Here is a 21,776-nt window from a genome sequence, read left to right on the forward strand (position 1 = left end):
GCTAAAACAGCCTCGTGTGAGAAATTGCTAAAAGTACAGAATAAACTTTGGCTAAATGTGTTTCCAATCCGTTGGCCGGATCCAGAAGATGCCGTAACCTCCTGAGATTGCTTCAAAATCGGTGCAGTAAAACTGCTGCTGTACTGAAGTCCCATGCTGGCCGGACGATGGTCCTAACCATCAACCCCAGCGGTAAGGCAGAAGTTGTGGGCTGGTCTATGGAAAGCGCGCTGAATTGTTGAAAGCCTGGCCACAGCCCGATGCGCCATGCCAGCCACATGCGCTAGATCAGCAGCAGACCCTTCATGCTGGAATGGCCTTTGCGCCCGATGATGATGTGGTCGTGCACGGCGATGCCCAGCCGCTTGGCCGCGTCGACGATCTCCTTTGTCATCTCGATATCGGCGCGTGATGGCGTCGGGTCGCCGGAGGGATGGTTGTGCACCAGGATGATCGCGGTCGCCGACAGTTCGAGCGCCCGCTTGACCACTTCTCTGGGATAGACGGGTGTGTGGTCGACAGTGCCGGTCTGCTGCACTTCGTCGGCGATCAGCGCGTTCTTCTTGTCGAGGAAGAGGATGCGGAACTGCTCGCGTGCCTCGAACGCCATGGCCGAGCGACAGTAGGCGAGAAGCTGCGTCCACGACGACAGGACTTCGCGGCCATGGACTTCGCCGCGCGCCATGCGCTGCGCTGTCGCCGCGACGACCTTGAGGTCGAACGCCACCGCCGGGCCGACACCCTTGACCTCCTGCAACAGGTTGACGGGCGCGCCAAGTACCTCGGCCAAAGTGCCGAAGCGCGCCAGCAGCGCCTTGGCGGTCGGCTTGGTGTCGGCGCGCGGGATCAGGCGGAAGAGCAGGAGTTCCAGGAGTTCATAGTCGGGCAGGGCACCCGGACCCGCGGAGGCAAAGCGCTCGCGCAGGCGGTCGCGATGACCGAGATAGTGTGGTTTCTCCTCGGGTACCGGCCTGGCTTTCGCCGCGAGTGGTACCTGCACCTCGGAGAAGAAACTCCGCTCGTCGTCGTCGCTGACTTTCCCCATGCGCCCCCGCATCCGGCAATCAATCGGGCAAACAGCCGCCCGACATGTCAAAATATCAGGCCGGCAGGCCGGGGCGGTCGAGTTTTGCGGGCGAGAGCGTGAAAATCTCGCAGCCCGCGTCGGTCACGCCGATCGTGTGCTCATACTGCGCCGACAGCGAGCGATCGCGCGTCACCGCCGTCCAGCCGTCCGACAGGACCTTCACATGCGGCCGGCCGAGGTTGATCATCGGCTCGATGGTGAAGATCATGCCGGGCCGCATTTCCACGCCTTCACTGGCGTTGCCATAGTGCAGGATGTTGGGCGCATCATGGAACAGCTGGCCGACGCCATGGCCGCAGAAGTCGCGCACCACCGAGCAGCGTTCCGCCTCGGCATAGGTCTGAATAGCGGCGCCGATGGCGCCGGTGCGGGCACCCGGCCTGACCGCGGCAATGCCGCGCATCAGGCATTCATGGGTGACCTCGAGCAGGCGTTCCGCGGCGCGCTTGATGGTGCCGACGGGATACATGCGCGAGGAGTCGCCGTGCCAGCCATCGAGGATGTAGGTGACGTCGATGTTGACGATGTCGCCATCCTTCAACGGCTTGTTGTCTGGAATGCCATGGCAGACGACATGGTTGATCGAGGTGCAGGACGATTTCGTGTAGCCGCGATAGTTGAGCGTCGCCGGCAGCGCGCCATGGTCCATGCCGAATTCGAAGACGAAACGGTCGATGGTCTCGGTCGTGACGCCGGGAGCGACCATAGGCACCAATTCGTCCAGGCAGCGCGCGGTGAGGTCGCATGCCTTGCGCATGCCGGCAAACCCTTCCTCGCCATAAAGGCGGATCTGGCCGGTATTTCTGAGCGGTGCCGTGGCGGCGTCGAGATAGGTGACCATTTCGTCCGTGTAGAAGGTGGGGCGCTGCAGGAGTGCTGGCGTGAAAATCCTCCCAGATTTGGCACTTGGGGGCAAAAGGTTCAAGGAAGAACTGCCTGATGCCGCCCGAGTGGGCAGGATATTCGTCTGGTCGGGGTGATCTCTGCTCGGTTTTGCACGGTTTGCTTTCCTTTCCGCCCATCTGCGTTAGGGCGGGTTACGTTTTGGAGATCGCCTCCTTCACGCAAGCGCGCCAGATCGCTTGAAGCACCGTTGACGGCAGCCTGCTCATGTCTGAGGGGCCTGGTGCTGCTGGCGATGGCCTGATGTGCCCATCTTCGCGGACCCTGCACAGGGCGGCGCCAGCGTTGGTCTGGAACGGTCGGGCGAGATGGCGGCGCTGCTGCGTGTCACCAGCAAGGCACAGGCGCTGGAGGTTCGCGGTGCCCGGCCGGTGCTGGCCAAATTCGCCAGCGGCCATCCGGCCCTGCCGGCGCCGCAAGCTGCCTTCTTCGGTTCGATCCGACATTACCCGCCGTATTTATTGCCGACCATGGGGCGATCGGCGCGCCCAGCGTAAGCAGCAACCAGCCGCGCGCGCCGCCGTCCACGCGGGCCTGAGCGGTCCAGGACCGCAGGTTTCACCATCATTTCCCATGCCATTCGTGTCGCGACCCGTGCGGCGGCCGTTAGCCGCGCATTGGTGGCGCGGCGCGTCATTTCCGGATCAATTCAATGCAACGGATCAAGACTTTAAAAAGCCTGTTGCCAAAAGCCTGTTGCGGGCGGCTTCGGCCGCCTCGTTCCTCTCCGTCCAGGCGCTCATCTGCATCGGGACCGTTTATTGGGCGATCGCCGAGACGCTCTATTTGTCCGGAGCCGGAGCGCTTGTCCTTGGCGTGCTATTCGCATTGCTGTCGGCGTATGTTCTGCTGACCGTGGTGCGCATGGCCTTCGACGCGGAGACCGACCCGGCCAACCAATGATCACGCTGCCGGGATGTCCGCCCGTTGCGGCAAAACGGCCGTTTCCGCAGTGACGACACATTTGCGTGGCACGTCAGACAAAGCAACTTTTGGCGACGAACGGCGTTGCTTGGGGCGACGCCAGTTCGGGAGATGTCAGATGGACAGATTGCAATTCGAGGTGCCGGTGCGGATCGCGCCAGGATCCGGCTTGCCCGTCGAGGAGATCTACAGCGTCGAGCAGGCGCTCGATTTTCTCCAGGACTGGCCGGCACGCCGGCAGGGACCGGTATATCAAAAGGCTTTCAATGCCTGCTTCGGCGCCACGGTGGATGTAGTCAAGACCGAGGATGCCTGCCGGGCATTCATGGCGTTCTGCCGTGTCACCGGACTGATGGCCAGCGACATGATGGCGCCGCGCAAGCGTGGCGGTGAGGCCAGGGTGCTGCAGGCCTGAGGTCCGCTCCGTCTATCCCGATCAAACCAGCTCGATTTGATTGCACATGACGATCCGGCGACCGGATCGTCTCGATAGCGGCGTTAAGCTTCCGTTTCCATCTTCGCGGCTAGGCCATTGTTTGTTCAGCAATGGTTGATTCGTTGCGTCAGTCTCATGGTTCGGAAGATGTCCCCAGAAAAAGTCCGTGCATTCCCGATCGACCGTCAGCTATTCTTGGTTAAAGAAGTTGCAGCCAATCTTGGCAATCTGCACGGCGAGACCGCCACCTCCTTCTGGAGGGCAAAAGCGGTCGAGTTGCTTGATCTCGTCGTTGGATTCGGCAGGGACAGGGCGGCAGCCAGTGACGAAGTACGCAGGTTTTTCCTTGCCGTACAGAGAGAACTTTCGGCTGGCACGATCGCCGAAGCGACACCAGTTCTTTCAGCCTGAAGCAAATCCAGTCGCCGATAACTTCACGCTATTTGCAACGATAGCGCACGAAACCGCGGGCGGCAATTCCGGCGCGGTTTCCGGCGATCCGGTGGTCGGCAGCGCCGCGCTTGGCTACAGGTCCGGCAATTTCGCCGTCGGCCTCGACTCGCAGGGCGATCCCGACACGCTGATGGGCTTCGCGCTTGGCGGCGTCGCGGGATCCTTCTCGGTGCCGGACGCGAGACTTCGGGCAACATCATCGGCGGCCATGCCGGCGCCTATGGTGCGCACAAATGGGACCAGTTCTACATCAACGGCTCGCTGGCGATGGATCTCTACAGCAACACGACCGACCGCTTCACCTCGGTTCCGGGCGCGTCCGGTCCGCTCAATCCCGTGCCGGCGATCACGAGGGAGCACTGGACCGGTGATTTCATGAGCGCCGGCTTCGGCACCAGCCTCGAGGCCGGCTGGCGGCAGCCGATCGGTGCCGGCGCCCTCACGCCGTTCGCCGGGCTGCAATTCCAGGCGCTGTCGATGCAGGCCTTTTCAGAAAAGTCGGCCAGCGACGGAGCGCTCGGCCTCGACTTCGACAGTCGCACGGTTATCTCGCTGCCGGTCTCGCTCGGCCTGCAGCTCGACACGACGGTCGCCGTCGGCGGGACGACGACGCTGCAGGCCTGGGGCCGCGCGGCATGGCAGCATGAGTTCAAGCCGGACCGCTCGGTGGAACCCCACCTTCCAGGCAGCGCCGGGCTATGCCTTCGTCGTCCAGGGCGCTAGCGCTGCCGAGGACGCGGTCGCCGTCAACGCCGGCGTCAAGCTGAACTGGGCTCCAACACATCCGTCTTCGCCAGCTTCGATGGCAAGTTCGCCGACCGGGTGCAGACCTATGGCGGCAATGTCGGGTTCAGGGTGAACTGGTAGGGGACGGCGTCGCTACGAACCAGGCTGGCAGCTCTGAGACTCGCCTTCACTGCCCGCATCTTGCCTTCGTGGCGGCTGTCCCGCTCGAAAAGCATGGACCATGCCATGATGTCGTCTGCCGGACCTTGGTCCCAAGTTTGCTGGACATAAGTCCTATCGTGCGCCGATCGGCCGACGAAAATTCTTTCTTTTTGAGGCCAATAAGCCATCGATCAAAAAATGAACCGAACTTTTTAGCCGTTCGTTCATATGTGCATGTCTTCTAATTTCTCATGACTTTCAAACGCTTCACCCGAATTCGGCTTATAGCGGACGGTATACGCCGGGGTACGAGCGCGAATGTTGCCACCATCTTCGCCCTGACCTTACCGATCGTCGTCGGCGCCGCGGGTTTCGGTATCGAGACGTCCTACTGGTATTACAACAGCCTCAAACTTCAGGCGACGGCCGACGCCGCGGCCTATGCGGGCGCGCTCGAACAAATCTCAGGGTCCGACAAGCCGACGATCACCGCAGCCGCGACCCAGTCGGCCGCCTCCAATGGGCTGGGTTCCGGCACGATCGTCGTCAACACGCCGCCAGCGTCCGGACCGAACACGGCGAAGAAAGCGGTCGAGGTCATCGTCAGCCAGAACCTCGATCGGATGTTCACCTCGATCTTTACGCGGGGCCAGGTTCCCGAACAGGCGAGGGCGGTGGCGCTCATCACCAATGCCTCGAAGGCCTGCGTGCTAGCGCTCGATCCATCCGCATCGCAGGCTGCGCTGTTTTCAGGCAACACCAGCGTGAAGTTCACCGGTTGCTCGGTGATGTCCAATTCGATCGCCTCGGATGCCATCAAGCTCCAGGGTTCGGCAGGCCTCCAGGCCGATTGCCTGATAACGGCGGGCGGCGTCTCTCTCAATAATCCCGTCACGACAGTTTGCGCAGCCCCGATCACCCAGGCGTTGCCTGCCGCCGATCCATTCGCCGGCCTGCCGGCTCCTGCGGCCACCAACCCCTGCCAGAACAGCAACAAAGCGACGCTGGCGCCGGGTACGTACTGTAATGGGCTCAGTCTCAGCGGCAGCGTCGCACTCCAGCCCGGCGTCTATGTCGTTCAGGGCAATCTCAAAATAAACGCCAACGCGGCCATCACTGGCACCGGGGTGACCATCTTCATGTCGGGCAGTTCGACGGTCAGCATAAATGGCAATGCCTCTGTGCAGCTCAGTGCGCCGACTTCGGGCACCTATTCAGGCGTTCTGTTCTATGGCGACAGGACAGGTAACAGCGCATCCAGCACCTTCAACGGCACGGCCGACTCGCTACTGACTGGGGCCATCTACTTTCCAAAACAGCAGGTCAGCTATCTCGGCAATTTCTCGGGCAACAGCGGCTGCACCCAGGTCGTTGCCAACACGATCCAATGGTCCGGAAACTCAACCGTCAATCAGGATTGCACGAGCCTTGGCCTGCACGATATTCCGGCCACGCAGTCCGTGGCGCTGGTCGAGTAGCCTGCCGTGGAGCGTCGATCGATCTCGTATCTTAAAGATGAGGCGGGCACTGCGGCCGTCGAGTTCGCAATGGTTCTGCCCTTTCTGTGCGTTGCGCTGCTCGGCATCCTCGACGGCTGGTCCTACGTGACGAGTTCACTGTCGATGCGCGCCGGCGTCAAGACTGCCGCGAACCTGGTCATGGCAGGATCGACCAACGATACGGCGACCCAGGCCGTTGCCATTTCGAGTTGGGAGAAGCGGCCGGCGGATGGCCAGGTCACGCTAAGCCGGATTTACATGTGCGGGGCGACCGTGGTCGACGCCGCCACCCTGTGCAGTGGGCCCAAGGCGCCATCGGTCTATGTCCAGATCCAGGCGTCGGCCACCTGGGTGCCGCCCTTCACCTTCGGCGTCTTTTCCACGTCCAGCGTCATCGGCCACCTGGAGGTGATCCGTGTCCGCTAGAGCCGTTCTTCGTTTCGCGGAAACGCAGGCCCGCACTATGTGCTTGCTTGGACACAATTCCGGACGGAAAACCGCTTCGCACTTTTCCTGGAATTGCGTCAGAGCGGTTCAGCGTTTGATGGAATCGTTGACCCGCTCTAACTCTTTGTTTCTGCGCAATTCCGGACGGAAAACCGCTTCGCACTTTTCCTGGAATTGCGTCATGGCAGCCGCGTTCAGGCGGGATCGATCGGGCGGTGCCGGGTTGGAATTCGCACTGATCGCCCCGTTTCTCATCATGCTTTTGTTTGGCATCTTCGCCTTCGGCTGGTCGATGAACTCCGTATCCAGCGTTCGCTATACGCTGGAGATGTCCGCACGCTCGCTGCAGCTTCAGAACACGCTGACCCAGGCCGACATCCAGGCTATCGCTACACAGAAACTTCAGGCCCTGGGTTTGAAGGATGTCGTCGTCACGATCGTCATGGATCCGGCGAGTGGCGGCTTCCGCATGGCACATCTGACTGCCAGCTATGCCTTCGTCATCGACTTTCCCTATTTCAGCGCTTTCCCGATCAACTACGCGACGACCGTTACCGTGCCGCTGGTCGGCGCGTAGGCCACGGTCTGCCGGGCATGGGCCTTGGTGGTCAAGTGACGCACGGCCTGCCTTGCCCTGCCGGGTCGCTATTGCGCGGCCGTCCGCAGGATTGTTGTCGCAATCGGCCTCGTTGCCTCAATCCGCCTTAGACAATGATCCGGAATATTGGGCCACATTGCCTGGGTGCATTCTCTGTCTACGGCCGCAACAGCTTCGCCAGGCGCTACGTTCGCCGCGTGGGTGGTGGTGGATGACGCGAAAAGAACCGTCTGGGTTATGAGAGCCGAAAAGGCGGCGACCTGGATCAGAACGGCAGCAAAGGCGATCTTTTTGAGCATGCGGCGAGAACGCGCGGCACTTCCACTGGTTCCCTCCAGGTCGCGCTGTTCTCGCGCGGGCGCGCCGACTACCCACTATCCCAGGACGGACCGCCGTTGCCGTCAATGGAACGGCGGATCCTTTGCAGCAGCAAAGGGTTCATGCGCCACGGACGTCGCGGTCCAATAGTCGGATGGCGGGCTCACGACGGTGTTCGGCATTGGCGCGATCGATGCCCTCCACGGTAATCGCGAAGGTGCCGTTTTCGACCCTACCTATCCAGCCTTTTGCTTTCAGATACCAGAGATGAAACTCGAGATGCTCACGGGGGCAGCCTGACAGGCGTTCAAGTTCTGTATCGCCAATGCCAGGATCATTGACGTCTTGTCGGCGTTTGACGTAAAGAAGCGAGAGAAGTTTTGCCTGAATTACGACGTCACGCTCTATACCTTTATTATTGCCGGTTTCCTCAATCAGCTCGCGGCGAAGCTTCAAGTGGTCTTTGTACTTGATGTCGTACTGAGCGCGTTTGACCGGGTCTTTCAGGATGTTATGGGCTTCCACGATTTCGCTAAAGCGTGCTTCATCGCCGGTGTCTTGATTGTCGGGATGGTAGCGCATGGCAAAGTAACGAAATACCCGCTCTAACGTTTCCGAGTTGGCATTCGGGCTAATTTCGAGAATTTCATAATAGTCAATGAACATAGAGTTGTGTCCCCCGTGGCGCGCTTTATATGCCGATTTGCCAGAGTACGGAATATCTGACGGCCAAGGACAAAGTCTGGATGGAAATGTCAGACCTTTGCTTTACAAAAACCAAGACCTTGGTCCGGTGGCAATGGATGGTCTCAATCACTGCCACGGACAGATGTCAGGCGCCTGTTGGGCGAGAGGCTTCAGGGTAAGCGCTTGCCAAGTAGACACCAGATTCGCGCCCCTGCACAGATCGGTAAGTCAGGATAATGTGCTGAGAGTTCAGCAAATTCGCCGAGAGAGGCGGTCATGGCAGACTGGTGATGTTCAACGTCACCTGATTCCCGCGAAGGAACGCCACCATGACCAAGACCGACTGCCAGCGCTGCCGTCAAAAACATTCTGCTATCGAACCCGGATGGCCGCACGAAGTGATCCGCGCGGTGATGCAGGAGGTGCTCGAGGCCGAGATGGACGAGGCGCTGCGGGCTTCAAAGAGCGAACGCACGCCGGAGCTCGCGGCCGGCGGCCATCTCGTCGTCATGATGACGGAATCGCGCGCGGGATCCAACGTCAGGGCCAAGTCAGAGCTCGGCTGGAGCCCGCGCCATGCCTCGTGGCGAGAGGGGTTTGCCGAAATCGTGCGGCCAGATGCGGGAATTGCCGCATGACATGTCCTGCGCGCGCCAGGCTATCGTCATCGAGATACCAGCGCCAAAGCGGAGGTCGAGGTCGCTGGGAGAAACGTGGTTAGGTAAAGGGCATTCCCGGGCGCGGAAAGCGCCCGGGAGATTGTGTTTTCGGCTTACCGCCAGAGGTGAGCAGACTTCGTGTGTCGAACGAGCGATCTACCTTTGACGTTGAGCGAGATTCAGTGACGCATTAGGACCATAAGGCAAAGGGTTTCAGCTGCACCCGCTGGTCGCCCCACAAGTATCGCACTTCTCACACGTCCCGTTCCGCACCATGGTGAAATTCTGGCACTCGGAGCAGGAATTGCCGGTGTAGCCCTGAAGCAGTGACTTGGCGCGGCGGTCGGCGGCGAGTTTCTTCGCCTCGGCTGCTTCATTGGCGGCCGCGTCGGTGAACAGGGCCGCGGCGCCGGAGGCCTCGGAGGCCGCGTCGGCGGCTTCCTCGAAGGCCATGTCCTCGGCCAATTCCTTGGCCCGCTCCTCATAGTCGCGCTTGTAGGCGATTGCCTCGTCGCTCGCCGGTTTCAACGCCAGCACGTTGGAGCCGGAGAAGGCCGACGGCGCCGAGCGGGTTGGGGTGCCGGAGGCGGAGCCGGCAAAGCCCTTCGGCTCACTGCCGCTCACCCGGGAAACCAGCTTCACCGGCGAACCGCGTGTCAGTCCCTTGGAAACGGCGTCGGTCTTGCCTTCGCTGATGCCACGGCCAAGTGCGGTGTTGGAGAAGTCCGACTGGTCGACATGGGCGAGGTCGTTGCGGCCGAGATAGGAGATCGCAAGTTCGCGGAACACGTAGTCGAGGATCGACGTCGCGCTCTTGATGGCGTCGTTGCCGATCACCATGCCGGCCGGCTCGAACTTGGTGAAGGTGAAGGCATGCACATATTCGTCGAGCGGCACGCCGTATTGCAGGCCGAGCGAAATCGCGATGGCGAAGTTGTTGAGAAGGCCACGCAGCGTCGCGCCTTCCTTGTTCATGTCGATGAAGATCTCGCCGAGGCGGCCGTCATCATATTCGCCGGTGCGCAGGAAGATGGTGTTGCCGCCGATCTTGGCCTTCTGGGTATAACCCTTGCGGCGACCGGGCAGCTTCTCCTGCTCGCGCGACACGCGCTCGATGATGCGCTCGACGATACGCTCGGTGATCTGCGCCGCCCGCGCCGCCTGCGGCGCCGCAATCAGCTGCTCGACCGCTTCGTCCTCGTCATCCTCGCCATCGGCGAGCAGCGAGGCATTGAGCGGCTGCGACAGTTTCGAGCCGTCGCGATAGAGCGCGTTGGCCTTCAGCGCCAGCTTCCACGACAGCATGTAGGCGTTCTTGGCGTCCTCCACCGTCGCGTCGTTGGGCATGTTGATGGTCTTGGAGATGGCGCCGGAAATGAAAGGCTGTGCGGCGGCCATCATCTGGATGTGGCTGTTGATCGACAGCGAGCGCTTGCCGATCTTGCCGCAGGGGCTGGCGCAGTCGAACACCGCCAGATGTTCGGCCTTGAGGAAGGGCGCGCCTTCCAGCGTCATGGCACCGCAGACATGGATGTTGGCTGCCTCGATGTCTTTCCTGGAGAAGCCCATTGCCGGCAGCATCTCGAACGAGAAGTCGTTGAGCTGCTCGTCGGTGAAGCCAAAGGTCTCCTTCACCCAGTCGGCACCGAGCGTCCACTGGTTGAAGACGAACTTGATGTCGAACGCCGACTTCAGCGCCGCGTTGAGCGCGCTGATCTTCTCGTCGGTAAAGCCCTTGGCCTTGAGCGAGCCGGGATTGATACCGGGTGCCTGGTTGAGGTTGCCGTGGCCGACCGCATAGGCCTCGATCTCGGCGATCTGGCTCTCGGAATAGCCGAGCGTGCGCAGCGCTTCCGGCACGGCGCGGTTGATGATCTTGAAATAGCCGCCGCCGGCGAGCTTCTTGAACTTCACAAGAGCGAAGTCGGGCTCGATGCCGGTGGTGTCGCAATCCATGACCAGGCCGATCGTCCCAGTCGGCGCGATCACGGTCGCCTGCGCATTGCGGTAGCCATGCTCCTCGCCAAGCTCGATGGCGCGGTCCCAGGCGGCTTTCGCATGCTCGGCAAGCGCCTGCTGCTTGAGATCGGCGGCGGCCAGCGGCACCGGATTGACAGCCAGCTTCTCGTAGCCGTCCCTGTCGCCATAGGCTGCGCGGCGATGGTTGCGCATGACGCGCAGCATGTTCTGGGCGTTGCGGTCATAATCCGGGAAGGCGCCGAGCTCGGAGGCCATTTCCGCCGAGGTGGCGTAGGCGACGCCGGTCATGATCGCGGTCAGCGCGGCGCAGATGGCGCGGCCCTCGTCGGAATCGTAAGGAATGCCCGAGGTCATCAAGAGGCCGCCAATATTGGCATAGCCCAGGCCGAGCGTGCGGTAGTCGTAGGAGAGCTTGGCGATCTCCTTCGACGGGAACTGCGCCATCATGACGGAGATTTCGAGAACGACGGTCCACAGCCTGACGGTATGCTCATAGGCGGCGATATCGATCGTGCCATCGGCGTTGCGGTAAGGCAGGAGGTTGATCGAGGCGAGGTTGCAGGCCGTGTCGTCTAGGAACATGTATTCCGAGCACGGGTTGGAGGCCCGGATCGCACCGGCCGAAGCGCAGGTGTGCCAGTCGTTCATCGTCGTGTTGAAATGCAGGCCCGGGTCAGCCGAAGCCCAGGCGGCGTAGCCGATCTTTTCCCAGAGGTCCCTGGCCTTTAGCGTCTTCAGCACCTTGCCGTCCTTGCGGGCGGTCAGCTGCCAGTCGCCATCCTGCTCGACGGCGCGCAGGAAATTGTCCTTCAGCGACACCGAATTGTTGGAGTTCTGGCCCGAAACGGTGAGGTAGGCGTCCGAATCCCAGTCGGTGTCGTAGGTCTTGAACGACATCGAGGTATAGCCCTGCTTGGCGAACTGGATGACGCGGTAGATGTAGTTCTCCGGCACGGCCGACTTCTTGGCCGCTTTGATCTCGCGCTTCAGCGCGGTGTTGATCGACGGGTCGAAGCAATCGTCATCCTGACCTTCGCAGTTGACGCAGGCCTTCATGATGGCTTCGAGATGCTTCTTGACGATTTTGGAGCCGGTCACCAGCGAGGCGACCTTCTGCTCTTCATTGACCTTCCAGTCGATGAATTCCTCGATATCGGGGTGATCGGCATCGACGATGACCATTTTTGCGGCGCGGCGCGTTGTGCCGCCCGACTTGATGGCGCCCGCAGCGCGGTCGCCGATCTTGAGGAAGCTCATCAGGCCGGAAGAACGGCCGCCGCCCGACAGTTTTTCACCTTCGCCGCGCAGCAGCGAGAAGTTGGAGCCGGTGCCGGAGCCATATTTGAACAGGCGCGCCTCACGCACCCAAAGGTCCATGATGCCGCCCTCGTTGACGAGATCGTCCTGCACGCCCTGGATGAAGCAGGCATGCGGCTGCGGATGCTCGTAGGAGGATTTCGACTTGGTCAGCTTGCCGGTGAAAGGGTCGACATAGAAATGACCCTGACTCGGACCGTCGATGCCATAGGCCCAGTGCAGGCCGGTGTTGAACCATTGCGGCGAGTTCGGCGCCACGCGCTGGGTGGCCAGCATGTAGGCGAGTTCGTCGCGGAAAGCGCGCGCGTCGTCTTCCGACTTGAAGTAGCCGCCTTTCCACCCCCAATAGGTCCAGGTGCCGGACAGACGATCGAAGACCTGGCGGGCGTCGATCTCGGAACCATAGCGCTCGACTTCCGGCAGCTTGGCAAGTTCGGCCTCATCGGCGACCGAGCGCCACAGGAAGGAGGGGACGTCGTTCTCCTCGACCTTCTTCAGCCGCGCGGGGACGCCAGCCTTGCGAAAATATTTCTGCGCCAGGATGTCGGCCGCCACCTGGGAGAACTGCGCCGGCACATCGATATTGTCCAAGCGGAACACCACCGAGCCATCCGGATTCTTGATCTCGGAAAGCGCCTTGCGGAATTCAATCTCCGCATAAGCAGATTGCCCCGGCTTGGTGAAACGACGCTCGATGCGCATTGGTCCTGTCCCTTTTGTCTATATATAGCGCTTTCGTCAGGGGATTTCTGCCCCAAATGCGAAAAGCACAGTCCGCCGTTTGCAGGCATCGCGAACAATGCCGGCATCTCCTCTTCGCAAGCTGCTGCCGCGCGCGCAACAAGACGCCTTGCCAGGCGCTTGCCGAGGCTGCCAACCGACCTTGCGGGTCCTTCGAAACTGAATTTTTCGATTCCCTCGATCGAGGGAAATTCACACTATCTAGCGCCGAACCTACCTGCAAACACTAAATATAGTATTAACAGACAATTTATTCCAGTCCGACAATTCTCCCTTTCGTCGCCCCATGCCCCACAATCCCAACGCTTCCGCCGGCCTCGTAACAGGCGGAAATGCGGGAAAAAAACACACATAATCCGGGAAAAAGACCGGGCTCAGAACTTTCCGGTCGCGCTCTCAACAGGAGCGCATGGCCTATAAAAGGCGACTCGTTTTGCGCCGTCAAGGATTCGTTTGCGTAGCTTTTGTGACCTCAACATCTTGTGTGTCACACATGTGGATAACGGGGATAGAAATGCGCCGCCGCGATGGTCGTTTGGGTCGCCGGTTTGCGAATTGCCGACGTTGGGAGGCGCCGGGCAAATCGTGGTTCAGCCGTAATGCAACCTCGGTTTCGGCTCGGTGCCGGTGAACTGCACGCCAATCCTGTCTTTGCGGCGCCAGCGGACCTCGCAGCGATAGCCGACGCCGTCGAGCGGCACGTAAAGAAGGAAGCGATCGGGAATCCGGGCCTCGAGCGGTATTTTCAGTTCGGCGCCGCCCGCATGCTGGTTGCGCAGCAAAACGGCGACTTCCGAATGGGACCCGGTGATGATGCTTGCACCCTTGAGCACGCGAGGGCGGCGCTCGCGCTTGGGCTTGCCCGGGTCTTGCTGAAGTGGGTCTACAGGTTTCGCCATCGATCAAACGCCAGATTGGCCGCTTCCTAGCGAAGAAAAATTAGCAAACCATTCATGCGGCACATCACAGGCGTGTGAATCCGCCGTGGCGCACGCGGCACAGGCCGGCGGCGGTCTAGGAAAATTTGTGCGGGTCGGCGCAGAAATAGGCGATGATCTGGCACAGGTCGGGTTCATGGACCATGCGCACCGCTTCGCTGGAATTGACCCATTTGCGGGTGCGGGCGTGTTTTTCTTTCCAGCGGTCGGCGATCTTGTCGACATGCAGCGGAAACACCAGCACCTCGCAGGGTACTTCTTCGCCGGAGGCCAGCACCTTGGCATAGAAGTAGCGACCGGCTTCGAGATGAGAGACGCTACCGCGCAATCCGGCTTCCTCGCCAGCCTCGCGTGCGGCCGCCTCGCAGAGCGGCTCCCTGGCCTCAGGCCAGCCTTTGGGAAGCACCCAGCGGCCGGTGTCACGGCTGGTGATCAGCATGATCTCGACACCGTTCCCCACATTGCGCCAGGGCAGGGCGGCAACCTGCAGGCGGCATGGAGCCATACCGAAGAGCCGTTGGACCCGTTCAGCCAGATGGTTGTGCGTCGTTGGCCTTATCAACATCGGAGAAGCTAGCCCCAGCCTCCAGAATCGTTTGCCGCCTCACGGATTCTACGACTAATCGTGACCAATAAAAGTAAAAACTTTGATCAGGCTGGCCGGTTCCCTCAACAAAGGTTGATTTCACAGGACATTCTGCCTCCGCGGGCTTGGCCGCGCAGGCAAATATTGTCGCTGGTGACGGCTTAAACTGGAAAAAGCGCCCGTTCCGAATCAGCCGGCGTGATCGTCAGCGATCGGCTTCTGATAGGTGAAGCCCATATCCCAGGGAAAATAGATCCAGGTGTCCTGGCTGACCTCAGTGACGAAAGTATCGACCAGGGGCCTGCCCTTGGGCTTGGCGTAGACGGTGGCGAAATGGGCCTTGGGCATCATCGCCCGTACGATACCGGCGGTTTTGCCCGTGTCGGTCAGGTCGTCGATGATCAGCACCCCGGCGCCATCATCGGCAAGCAGCGCCGGCGTGACTTCCTTCAGCACCTGCAACTGCCCCTGGCTGGTATAGTCGTGATAGGAGGCCACACAGACCGTCTCGATGATGCGGATGCCCAACTCGCGCGAGATGATCGCCGCTGGAACCAATCCGCCGCGCGTGATGCAGACGATCGCCTTCCATTGCCCCTTGTTGGTGCCGGCAAGCCGCCAGGCGAGCGCGCGGGCGTCACGATGGAACTGGTCCCAGGAGACCGGGAAGGCTTTTTCGGGAAGGGACATGTCTCGCGCACTCCGCAGCACGCGAGGACCGCGTGCAAGAAAACAGGGGAATGCGCGCGGAATTAACTGGAAACCCTTGGGTTTGGCAAGGGTGGCCACCAGTGATCGTTGTGGACTTATCGCGACAGGAAGGCCGCAACCTGCGCGGTGCGCAGGACCGTGCGCGTCACCCCGCCGAACAGAAGCTGACGCAGCCAGGAGTGGCTGTAGGCGCCAAGAACCAGGAGATCGGCACCGCTTTCGGCGACCCTGTTCTGGATCATGTCATCGACAGACGTGCCGCCCGATTTCAGCACCGAGACGCTGACGGTGGCGCCGTGGCGTGAAAGGGCGGAGGCGATTTCGGCACCGGCGGCTTCCGGGCTTTCGTCGAGCGTATCGGGCGGATCGATGACCAGTATGTCGGTTTTCTCGGCCTCGATGATGAAGGGCAACGCGTCAAAGGCGGCGCGGGCGGCTTCCTTGCTGCCGTTCCAGGCGAGCAGCACGCGTTTGAAGGTGGTGACCAGCGGGCCGGCGTGCGGCACCACCAGGACCGGCCGGCCGGCGTCATAGACCAGCGTATCGACGTCGGCACTGGGGTCGCCGCCGGTCTCGCGTTGGGCGGCTATGATGAGATCGGCGGCGCGCACGCTTGAAATGCCCGTCAGCGCGCTGTCGCCGGAAAAGCTCTCCAGGCTGCGCCACTCGAAGGAGAGGCCGGAATCCTCGATACGCCTGAGAAACACGGCCTGGAGTTTGTTGGCCCGCTCGCGGTTCATGTCGGCCGAGACCTGCAAGAACTCGGTGTCCGGGAATCCGGTTGCCGATGTGTAGGGTACAGGAAGCGCCTCGGCATGGATGCCGATCAGATGACTCTCGAAGCGGCTGGCAAGCGGAATGGCACAGTCGAGCACGCGCTCGGCATCCTGCTCGTTCTGCAGAATGGCAACCATGGTCTTGAAGCGCATGATGATCCCTCAATCTTGCGAGCGCCGAACCAGTCGGAAAGAAACGTGGCCGCGCCGTGCTTGGTTCCGGCCTCGAGCCGATCAGCCCGCCTTGACGGCGAATCCCGCCACCATAGCCTCGACATCGGCGCGCGCGGCGTCGAGCGCCTCCTGGCTACGGGCACGAACGACCAGTTCAGTCCAGAACTTGCCATCGCCATATTTCGGATAGGAGCCGATGATCGTGTCCGGATGCGCTTTCTGGATCTCGCCCAACGGCCCGCCGACAAGGCCTTCACCGAAGGGGCAGTGCACCGCCGCCGACAGCATCTTCGTGCCGGTCTTCAGCGTCGGCACGACATTGTCGAGCATGGCCTGGAAGATAGCGGGCACACCGGCCATTACATGGACATTGCCGATGCGGAAGCCGGGCGCCACCGACACCGGGTTGTCGATATGGTCGGCGCCGCGCGGCATCCGCGCCATGCGTTTGCGCGCCTCTGTATATTCGATGCCACGCGCGGCATAGCTCGCCTCCAGCATCGCGTAGGCCTTGGCATCGTATTCGCAGGGCACGCCGAACGCCTTGGCGATCGAATCGGCGGTGATGTCGTCATGGGTGGGACCGATGCCGCCGGTGGTGAATACATAGGTGTAGCGTGCGCGCACGGCATTCACAGCCGCGACGATCTCGTCTTCCTCGTCGGGGACGATGCGCACCTCCTTCAGGTCGATGCCGATCGCCGTCATGATGTCGGCGAGATGGCCGATGTTCTTGTCCTTGGTGCGGCCGGACAGAATCTCATCACCGATGACAAGCATGGCGGCGGTAACGATTTCGGGCATGAAGGCTCCGGCAAGACGGGTCGTCTGGGAAGGCGATGTCGCCTGAGATAGCGCGGCGCGCGGCCTGCTGCAATGCCACGCGGCCGGCGCTGTGTTTCGACCGGCCGGCGGTATCTGCATTCGCAATTCAATGTGAACGTGTCGACGGTGCCGGCCACATGCCGCAGTTCGTCGAACCGAAGCGGGTCGTTGATTTCATAGAGCGGATTGCAGCCCGTGCATTCCATCACCGCGGCCTCACAACAATTTCAATGAACCATCCCGCTGATCGCCGGGTTTACCCCGTGTCGCACCCAAGGCGGCCAAGATACGGAGTGATTCAATGTATACGAAACTTCTCGCGGCGTCGGTTCTGACAATCGGGCTCGCAACATCGGCGATGGCCCAGCCGTCGGACGGCACGTATTCCAGCCATCACAACTGGTGGTTGTTCGGCAATGACGATTCCCAAGGCGTCGACCAGAGCACCACCGGAAGCATCAATGCGGATGGCACTGGGCTGAACAGCCTTGGCAACCCTGGTCCGATCGGGCCATGTGCGTCCAGCACCCCTGGTCCCGATGCCAATGCCGGGCTGAACGTCAACGATCAGTACTGCGGCAAATAATTCCGCTGGGCGGCTGCTGACCGCAGGACGTCGTCTCTCCTGACGTCCGCGGTCGGCACCCTGTCTTTGTGCAGGCAAGTTTTCTTCTGCTGGCAGTTTAGTCGGAAACCTCGGTCTGCGGCCGGTCGCGGCCATCGGCCAATTCCTCGTGCCATTTACCCTCGGCGTCCTCATACTGGATGCCGTCCGTGGCGCCCGCGACTTGCTGCTCGGCCGAAGCGATTTCGGCGGCGCGCAACGCGTCCTGGTGGGTGGGAAACGTCTCCGAGAAGGTCGAGCCGACCTTGTAGGCCCAGCCGCCGTCATGTTCGACGATCTTGTAAGTCAGCTTCGCCATTAAAAACCTCCGGTTGAAAGCTCCGCCTGCTCAATGCAGCCGGTCGTCGGATAGCCTGTCGTCGGGCACAAGCACTTCCGATTCCCTGGCGGCCTCGATCAGTGCCCGTCGTGCATCCGCTGTCGAACGATAACCTTCCAGCACTTTGAGGCAAGTGTCGAGAGCATCACGGTGACGCGGGCCGCGATTGAGCGGCCAAACCGTCATCAGGCACTCCGCCGCTTCCTGGGTGCTGCGGATATGGCGATATTTGCCGACATGGCCAAGCTCGACCACTACAGGCGTTTCAAAGGGTTTGTTGTCCATCATGGCCGCAACGCAAAGCAGCCAATTTGGTTTCAAAAATGGCCTTCGGACTGCGCCCAAAAGTCGCGTCGCGTTTGCAACGCGACTTAAGTTTGTTCGATGCATGTCGCTGGGCAGGACCGCGCCGGCATTGGGAGGTGGGATCGGTCAGCCCGCCGCCTTCATCCAGTGTTCCATCGTCGTCACCGAGCGGGCGAGCTGCGGCGCCGGATGGATCTTTTCGCTGAACGTGGCGGCCGCACGCCAACCCCAGCGCGGGTCGGCCAGGAAGGCGCGCGCCAGCGCCACCATGTCGGCGCGGCCCTCGGCGATGACAGCCTCGGCCTGCTTCGGATCGTCGATCAGGCCGACCGCACGGGTCGGGATCCTGGCGCCCTTGCGCACGGCTTCCGCCAGGTGCACCTGATAGCCGGGACCGGTGGGCAGTTTCTGCAACGGCGAGTTGCCGCCGCTGGAGCAGCAGAGATAGGCGACGCCCTCGGCCTTGAGCGCTTTGGCCACCTCGATCGCATCATCGACGTCAAAGCCGCCATCGACCCAGTCCTTCACCGACAGCCGCGCGCCGAGCATCAGGCTTGGTGCCGCTTTCTTCACCGCCCTGGCGATCTCGACCGCGAGACGCATCCGGTTTTCCAGCGAGCCGCCCCAGCGGTCCGTGCGCTGGTTGGAGAGCGGCGACAGGAACTGGAAGATCAGGTAGCCATGCGCGGCATGCAGCTCGATGAAGTCGAAGCCGGCGCGTTCGGCCCGCCTTGCGGCTTCAGCGAACCGCTCGATGAGCTGGAGGATCTCGTCGTCTTCCAGCGCACGCGGCACGTTCCAGCCGGTGTCGTAGGCTATGGCCGAGGCCGAAACGGTCTGCCAGGGATCTTCGTTTGGCTGCAACGGCCCGCCGCCTTCCCAAGGCTTGCGGTTCGAGGCCTTGCGGCCGGCATGGGCAAGCTGCGTGCCGAACTTGGTGCCCGGGGCGGCAACGCGCCTGGCCGCGTCCAGCGCCCGCCGCGCGGCGGCTTCATTGTCTTCGGAATAGAGGCCGAGGCAGCCATGGGTGATACGGCCGCGCCGTTCGACATCGGTCATCTCGACGGTGACCATGCCGGCGCCGGACATGGCCAGGTTCATCCAGTGGTAAAGATGCCAGTCGCTGGCCGAGCCGTCCTCGGCGGAATACTGGCACATCGGCGCCACGGCAATGCGGTTGGGAAAGCTGAGCCCGTCGAGCGTGATGGGCTGGAAAAGCGATGTCGTCATGGAAGAAACTCCGGGGAGGGAACCTGCTATTTAGGCAACGGATCCCCTCCATGCCACACACGAGAGAGTGAAACGCCTGCTGGACCAATCGCTGGCCCGATTGCGCGGCAGCAGGTTCGCGTCTAGGGCTGCCTGCGCCAGCAGCTCAGAGGTGCCCGATGGAAGACCGTATTCGCATCCGCTCGGAAGAGGTTCTTTCCGACGATTGGGCGGTCCTGAAGAAGACCGTGCTCGACTATCGCCGGCGTGACGGCCAGTGGGAAACGCAAATCCGCCAGACCTATGATCGTGGCGATGGGGCGGTGATCCTGCCATATGACCCTTTGCGTTCGACCGTGCTTCTGGTGCGCCAGTTCCGCTATCCCGCCTACGTGACCGGCCATCGCGAACCGCTGATCGAAGCCTGTGCCGGACTGCTGGATGAAAACGATCCGGAGACCGCCATCCGCAAGGAAGCCGAGGAAGAACTCGGCTACCGCCTGAAGGATGTCGAGCGGCTGTTTTCGCCTTACATGAGCCCGGGCAGCGTCACCGAGCGGCTCTGGTTCTTCGTCGCCCGCTATTCGCCCGCCGACTGCATCTCCGCCGGCGGCGGCGCCCCGGAAGAAGGCGAGGACATCGAAGTTCTGGAAATGCCGCTCGACGAAGCGCTCGCCGGCATAACCGACGGCCGCATCGTCGATGCCAAGACCATCATCCTGATCCAGCATCTGAAGCTGAACCCGATCGCGGCTTGAATCGTGTTCTGGCGCCCTCCAGGCTCCTGGCTTGGCAAATCTGGGGCCAGACAGTGCGTCAACCGAGCGGAACTCGCTCTGGAACGCGCGGTAGAAACGTTGGACGAGGACTGTGATGTCGGGATTACATCGCGCTTTGCAGCCGGATCAGGTCCGCGCAGCGGCGTGATCGAGGCCAAACAGCGCCTGACGAAGCTCGATCCGCCAAATGCGGGATAACATTGGGATTGCTCAGGACGATTGCGATATTTCATCGCTGCCCGGACGCTCCGCTGCCCGACCGTGACGGGCCTTTATGCCAACCCTACCGAGATGACGCTGACACGAACGATTTCTGAGGAGCAGCGGGCGTCGTCCGACGCGCGCACCTGGCTCCTGCAAGCCTATTATATTAGCAATAAACGATATATTAATGACTGAGATGCAGCTTTGACACAGGGAGGGAACACGTTCTCGTCGACGTTCCAACGCGTCCTGGAGCGCCGGAAACGCTATGCGGAGCAAACGCATGAGTGTCGGAGCAGCTCTCGAACAATTGCTGCGGTTGATTCATCGCCGAGCCATGAGATTAGCGGCGTTGCCGGAGGATGAAAGGGATTCGCACTACGATCTCATCCGCCTGTCATGTTGCGCGGCCGCCGAGCACATTGGGCAGAGTCCCGACAGGGCAGCCCTCACTGCAAACGATATGGTTGAGTTTGTTCGCGCGCTGGTCGGAATCATTGAGATGGGCGGTGGGCCAGATCATGGGCGAAGCACCGATCAGCGGCCGCCGGTACGACATTTTGGTGGCCAAGAGAATGGCCCCACGCGCATCTAACAAACGGGGACGAACGCCGTGGCGGCTCCGTGCGTTCCTTCTATGTCGAGCGCGCCACGAAGCATCTGCGCGCGATGTGCTGGTCCGCAACGCCGACCGCAAATCGACGCTCATGACCGACGAGTCGAACTTCTACACCTTCACTGGACAGGAGTTTGCCGACCACGCCACGGTCAAGCACACTGGCGGCGAATACGTTCGCTACGAAGCCGGCCGCATCGTCCACACCAACACAATTGAGAACGTGTTTTCAGTCTTCAAGCGCGGCATGGTTGGGGTCTATCAGCATTGCGGCGAGGCGCACTTGCACCGCTACCTTGCCGAGTTCGATTTCCGCTACAATCGCCACGCCAAGCTTGGCTTCACCGACCAGATGCGCGTTGACGCCATCATGGAAGGCATCGAAGGCAAGCGACTGACCTATCGAAGCGCTCACTAGAGCAAAGACCTTGCGCCAGAAGGCGCGCCGACTCCACAGAATGAGAAAGAAAGCGTAAGCGTTGTTTGGTCAAAGTTAAAAGGGGGGACCAAACATTATGCCTACTGACAGCGAACGCCGGATCGAAACAGCCTTAGATCAAATATCCGGGCAAATCGCGGCTCTTGCCGGCATCATATCGCAATTGCCAGACACGCAACGGCTAGACAGAGGACGAGCGAAAAGAGAAGCAAATAATTTCTTATCTTCGCCCAATGGGCGGCGTCACGCTGAGAAGCTAGAGCAGAATCTGATCACTCTGGCTCGTAACCTGCGGCGCTGAAGTAGTTTGTGCATTGCTCGGCGGTGAAGCG

23 protein-coding genes and 2 pseudogenes are annotated in these 21,776 nt (G+C 61.3%); 13 read left to right on the plus strand and 12 right to left on the minus strand.

Features of this window, described 5'->3' with window-relative positions; translation table 11 throughout:
- Window positions 1-283: 283 nt before the first annotated feature.
- Together radC and map are read right to left on the minus strand one after the other, a co-directional pair.
- Window positions 284-1,045: a DNA repair protein RadC gene (radC, locus tag FJ548_RS21875; RefSeq protein WP_140778956.1), complete on the minus strand. Its 762-nt coding sequence runs from the start codon at window positions 1,043-1,045 to the stop codon at window positions 284-286.
- Window positions 1,046-1,100: 55 nt separating this feature from the next.
- On the minus strand, window positions 1,101-1,928 hold the full coding sequence (gene map / locus FJ548_RS21880) for a type I methionyl aminopeptidase (protein ID WP_140694396.1): 828 nt from the start codon (window positions 1,926-1,928) through the stop codon (window positions 1,101-1,103).
- 307 nt (window positions 1,929-2,235) lie between these two features.
- On the opposite strand from map, the gene FJ548_RS21885 reads away from it, so the two are divergent.
- The 8 genes from FJ548_RS21885 to FJ548_RS21920 all read left to right on the plus strand — a co-directional run bounded on the left by FJ548_RS21885 (window position 2,236) and on the right by FJ548_RS21920 (window position 7,214).
- Window positions 2,236-2,487: a hypothetical protein gene (locus FJ548_RS21885; RefSeq protein WP_140763105.1), complete on the plus strand. Its 252-nt coding sequence runs from the start codon at window positions 2,236-2,238 to the stop codon at window positions 2,485-2,487.
- 76 nt (window positions 2,488-2,563) lie between these two features.
- Window positions 2,564-2,893 carry a hypothetical protein gene (locus tag FJ548_RS21890; protein ID WP_246678731.1) on the plus strand — a complete coding sequence of 110 codons (330 nt, stop codon included), beginning with the start codon at window positions 2,564-2,566 and terminating at the stop codon, window positions 2,891-2,893.
- 139 nt (window positions 2,894-3,032) lie between these two features.
- On the plus strand, window positions 3,033-3,329 hold the full coding sequence (locus FJ548_RS21895; protein ID WP_140607530.1) for a DUF982 domain-containing protein: 297 nt from the start codon (window positions 3,033-3,035) through the stop codon (window positions 3,327-3,329).
- A gap of 168 nt (window positions 3,330-3,497) precedes the next feature.
- Entirely contained in the window at window positions 3,498-3,761 is a 264-nt protein-coding gene (locus FJ548_RS21900) for a DUF6074 family protein (protein WP_140778957.1), read from the plus strand.
- 201 nt (window positions 3,762-3,962) lie between these two features.
- On the plus strand, window positions 3,963-4,526 hold the full coding sequence (locus FJ548_RS21905; RefSeq protein WP_226890690.1) for an autotransporter domain-containing protein: 564 nt from the start codon (window positions 3,963-3,965) through the stop codon (window positions 4,524-4,526).
- 416 nt (window positions 4,527-4,942) lie between these two features.
- Window positions 4,943-6,169, plus strand: a complete 1,227-nt coding sequence (locus FJ548_RS21910; protein WP_181165520.1) for a pilus assembly protein TadG-related protein — start codon at window positions 4,943-4,945, stop codon at window positions 6,167-6,169.
- A 6-nt stretch (window positions 6,170-6,175) separates the two neighbouring features.
- Window positions 6,176-6,616 carry a TadE/TadG family type IV pilus assembly protein gene (locus tag FJ548_RS21915; protein WP_181165519.1) on the plus strand — a complete coding sequence of 147 codons (441 nt, stop codon included), beginning with the start codon at window positions 6,176-6,178 and terminating at the stop codon, window positions 6,614-6,616.
- A 202-nt stretch (window positions 6,617-6,818) separates the two neighbouring features.
- The gene (locus tag FJ548_RS21920) at window positions 6,819-7,214 is read left to right on the plus strand and encodes a TadE/TadG family type IV pilus assembly protein (protein WP_140607527.1); all 396 of its coding nucleotides are present in this window, start codon (window positions 6,819-6,821) and stop codon (window positions 7,212-7,214) included.
- 459 nt (window positions 7,215-7,673) lie between these two features.
- On the opposite strand, the gene FJ548_RS21930 is transcribed toward FJ548_RS21920, so the two are convergent.
- On the minus strand, window positions 7,674-8,219 hold the full coding sequence (locus FJ548_RS21930; RefSeq protein ID WP_140607525.1) for a J domain-containing protein: 546 nt from the start codon (window positions 8,217-8,219) through the stop codon (window positions 7,674-7,676).
- Window positions 8,220-8,606: 387 nt separating this feature from the next.
- On the opposite strand from FJ548_RS21930, the pseudogene FJ548_RS29960 reads away from it, so the two are divergent.
- Window positions 8,607-8,722, plus strand: a pseudogene (locus FJ548_RS29960) (transposase); the annotation flags it as partial.
- A 390-nt stretch (window positions 8,723-9,112) separates the two neighbouring features.
- Here the strand turns inward: FJ548_RS29960 and FJ548_RS21940 are convergent.
- From FJ548_RS21940 to FJ548_RS21965, 6 genes are all read right to left on the minus strand, one after another.
- Window positions 9,113-12,898, minus strand: a complete 3,786-nt coding sequence (locus FJ548_RS21940; RefSeq protein ID WP_140778958.1) for a vitamin B12-dependent ribonucleotide reductase — start codon at window positions 12,896-12,898, stop codon at window positions 9,113-9,115.
- 629 nt (window positions 12,899-13,527) lie between these two features.
- Window positions 13,528-13,836 carry a PilZ domain-containing protein gene (locus tag FJ548_RS21945; protein ID WP_140607523.1) on the minus strand — a complete coding sequence of 103 codons (309 nt, stop codon included), beginning with the start codon at window positions 13,834-13,836 and terminating at the stop codon, window positions 13,528-13,530.
- A gap of 115 nt (window positions 13,837-13,951) precedes the next feature.
- A complete protein-coding gene (locus tag FJ548_RS21950; protein ID WP_140607522.1) occupies window positions 13,952-14,440 on the minus strand; it encodes an NUDIX hydrolase in 489 nt (162 codons plus the stop codon).
- A gap of 210 nt (window positions 14,441-14,650) precedes the next feature.
- Entirely contained in the window at window positions 14,651-15,151 is a 501-nt protein-coding gene (gpt, locus tag FJ548_RS21955) for a xanthine phosphoribosyltransferase (protein WP_140607521.1), read from the minus strand.
- Window positions 15,152-15,267: 116 nt separating this feature from the next.
- Window positions 15,268-16,101 carry a universal stress protein gene (locus tag FJ548_RS21960; RefSeq protein ID WP_140607520.1) on the minus strand — a complete coding sequence of 278 codons (834 nt, stop codon included), beginning with the start codon at window positions 16,099-16,101 and terminating at the stop codon, window positions 15,268-15,270.
- Between the two features lie 81 nt (window positions 16,102-16,182).
- Window positions 16,183-16,926, minus strand: coding sequence for a competence/damage-inducible protein A (locus tag FJ548_RS21965; protein ID WP_140694411.1), 744 nt, complete (start codon window positions 16,924-16,926; stop codon window positions 16,183-16,185).
- A 322-nt stretch (window positions 16,927-17,248) separates the two neighbouring features.
- On the opposite strand from FJ548_RS21965, the gene FJ548_RS21975 reads away from it, so the two are divergent.
- Window positions 17,249-17,533 carry a hypothetical protein gene (locus FJ548_RS21975; protein ID WP_140778959.1) on the plus strand — a complete coding sequence of 95 codons (285 nt, stop codon included), beginning with the start codon at window positions 17,249-17,251 and terminating at the stop codon, window positions 17,531-17,533.
- A 97-nt stretch (window positions 17,534-17,630) separates the two neighbouring features.
- Here the strand turns inward: FJ548_RS21975 and FJ548_RS21980 are convergent, their stop codons facing one another.
- From FJ548_RS21980 to FJ548_RS21990, 3 genes are all read right to left on the minus strand, one after another.
- On the minus strand, window positions 17,631-17,870 hold the full coding sequence (locus FJ548_RS21980) for a DUF2188 domain-containing protein (RefSeq protein WP_140607517.1): 240 nt from the start codon (window positions 17,868-17,870) through the stop codon (window positions 17,631-17,633).
- A 30-nt stretch (window positions 17,871-17,900) separates the two neighbouring features.
- The gene (locus tag FJ548_RS21985) at window positions 17,901-18,179 is read right to left on the minus strand and encodes a DUF982 domain-containing protein (RefSeq protein ID WP_032925336.1); all 279 of its coding nucleotides are present in this window, start codon (window positions 18,177-18,179) and stop codon (window positions 17,901-17,903) included.
- Window positions 18,180-18,323: 144 nt separating this feature from the next.
- Window positions 18,324-19,427, minus strand: coding sequence for an NADH:flavin oxidoreductase/NADH oxidase (locus FJ548_RS21990; protein ID WP_140778960.1), 1,104 nt, complete (start codon window positions 19,425-19,427; stop codon window positions 18,324-18,326).
- Between the two features lie 158 nt (window positions 19,428-19,585).
- Here FJ548_RS21990 and FJ548_RS21995 point away from each other — a divergent pair, with 158 nt between their 5' ends.
- The 3 genes and pseudogenes from FJ548_RS21995 to FJ548_RS22005 all read left to right on the plus strand — a co-directional run.
- On the plus strand, window positions 19,586-20,164 hold the full coding sequence (locus FJ548_RS21995; RefSeq protein WP_140778961.1) for an NUDIX domain-containing protein: 579 nt from the start codon (window positions 19,586-19,588) through the stop codon (window positions 20,162-20,164).
- 508 nt (window positions 20,165-20,672) lie between these two features.
- A complete protein-coding gene (locus tag FJ548_RS30535) occupies window positions 20,673-20,984 on the plus strand; it encodes a hypothetical protein (protein ID WP_246678732.1) in 312 nt (103 codons plus the stop codon).
- Window positions 20,985-21,001: 17 nt separating this feature from the next.
- Window positions 21,002-21,423: pseudogene (locus tag FJ548_RS22005) on the plus strand (IS1595 family transposase); the annotation flags it as partial.
- Window positions 21,424-21,776: the final 353 nt, after the last annotated feature.

It is taken from the genome of Mesorhizobium sp. B2-4-17, assembly GCF_006441275.1.
Classification (GTDB): Bacteria; Pseudomonadota; Alphaproteobacteria; order Rhizobiales; family Rhizobiaceae; genus Mesorhizobium.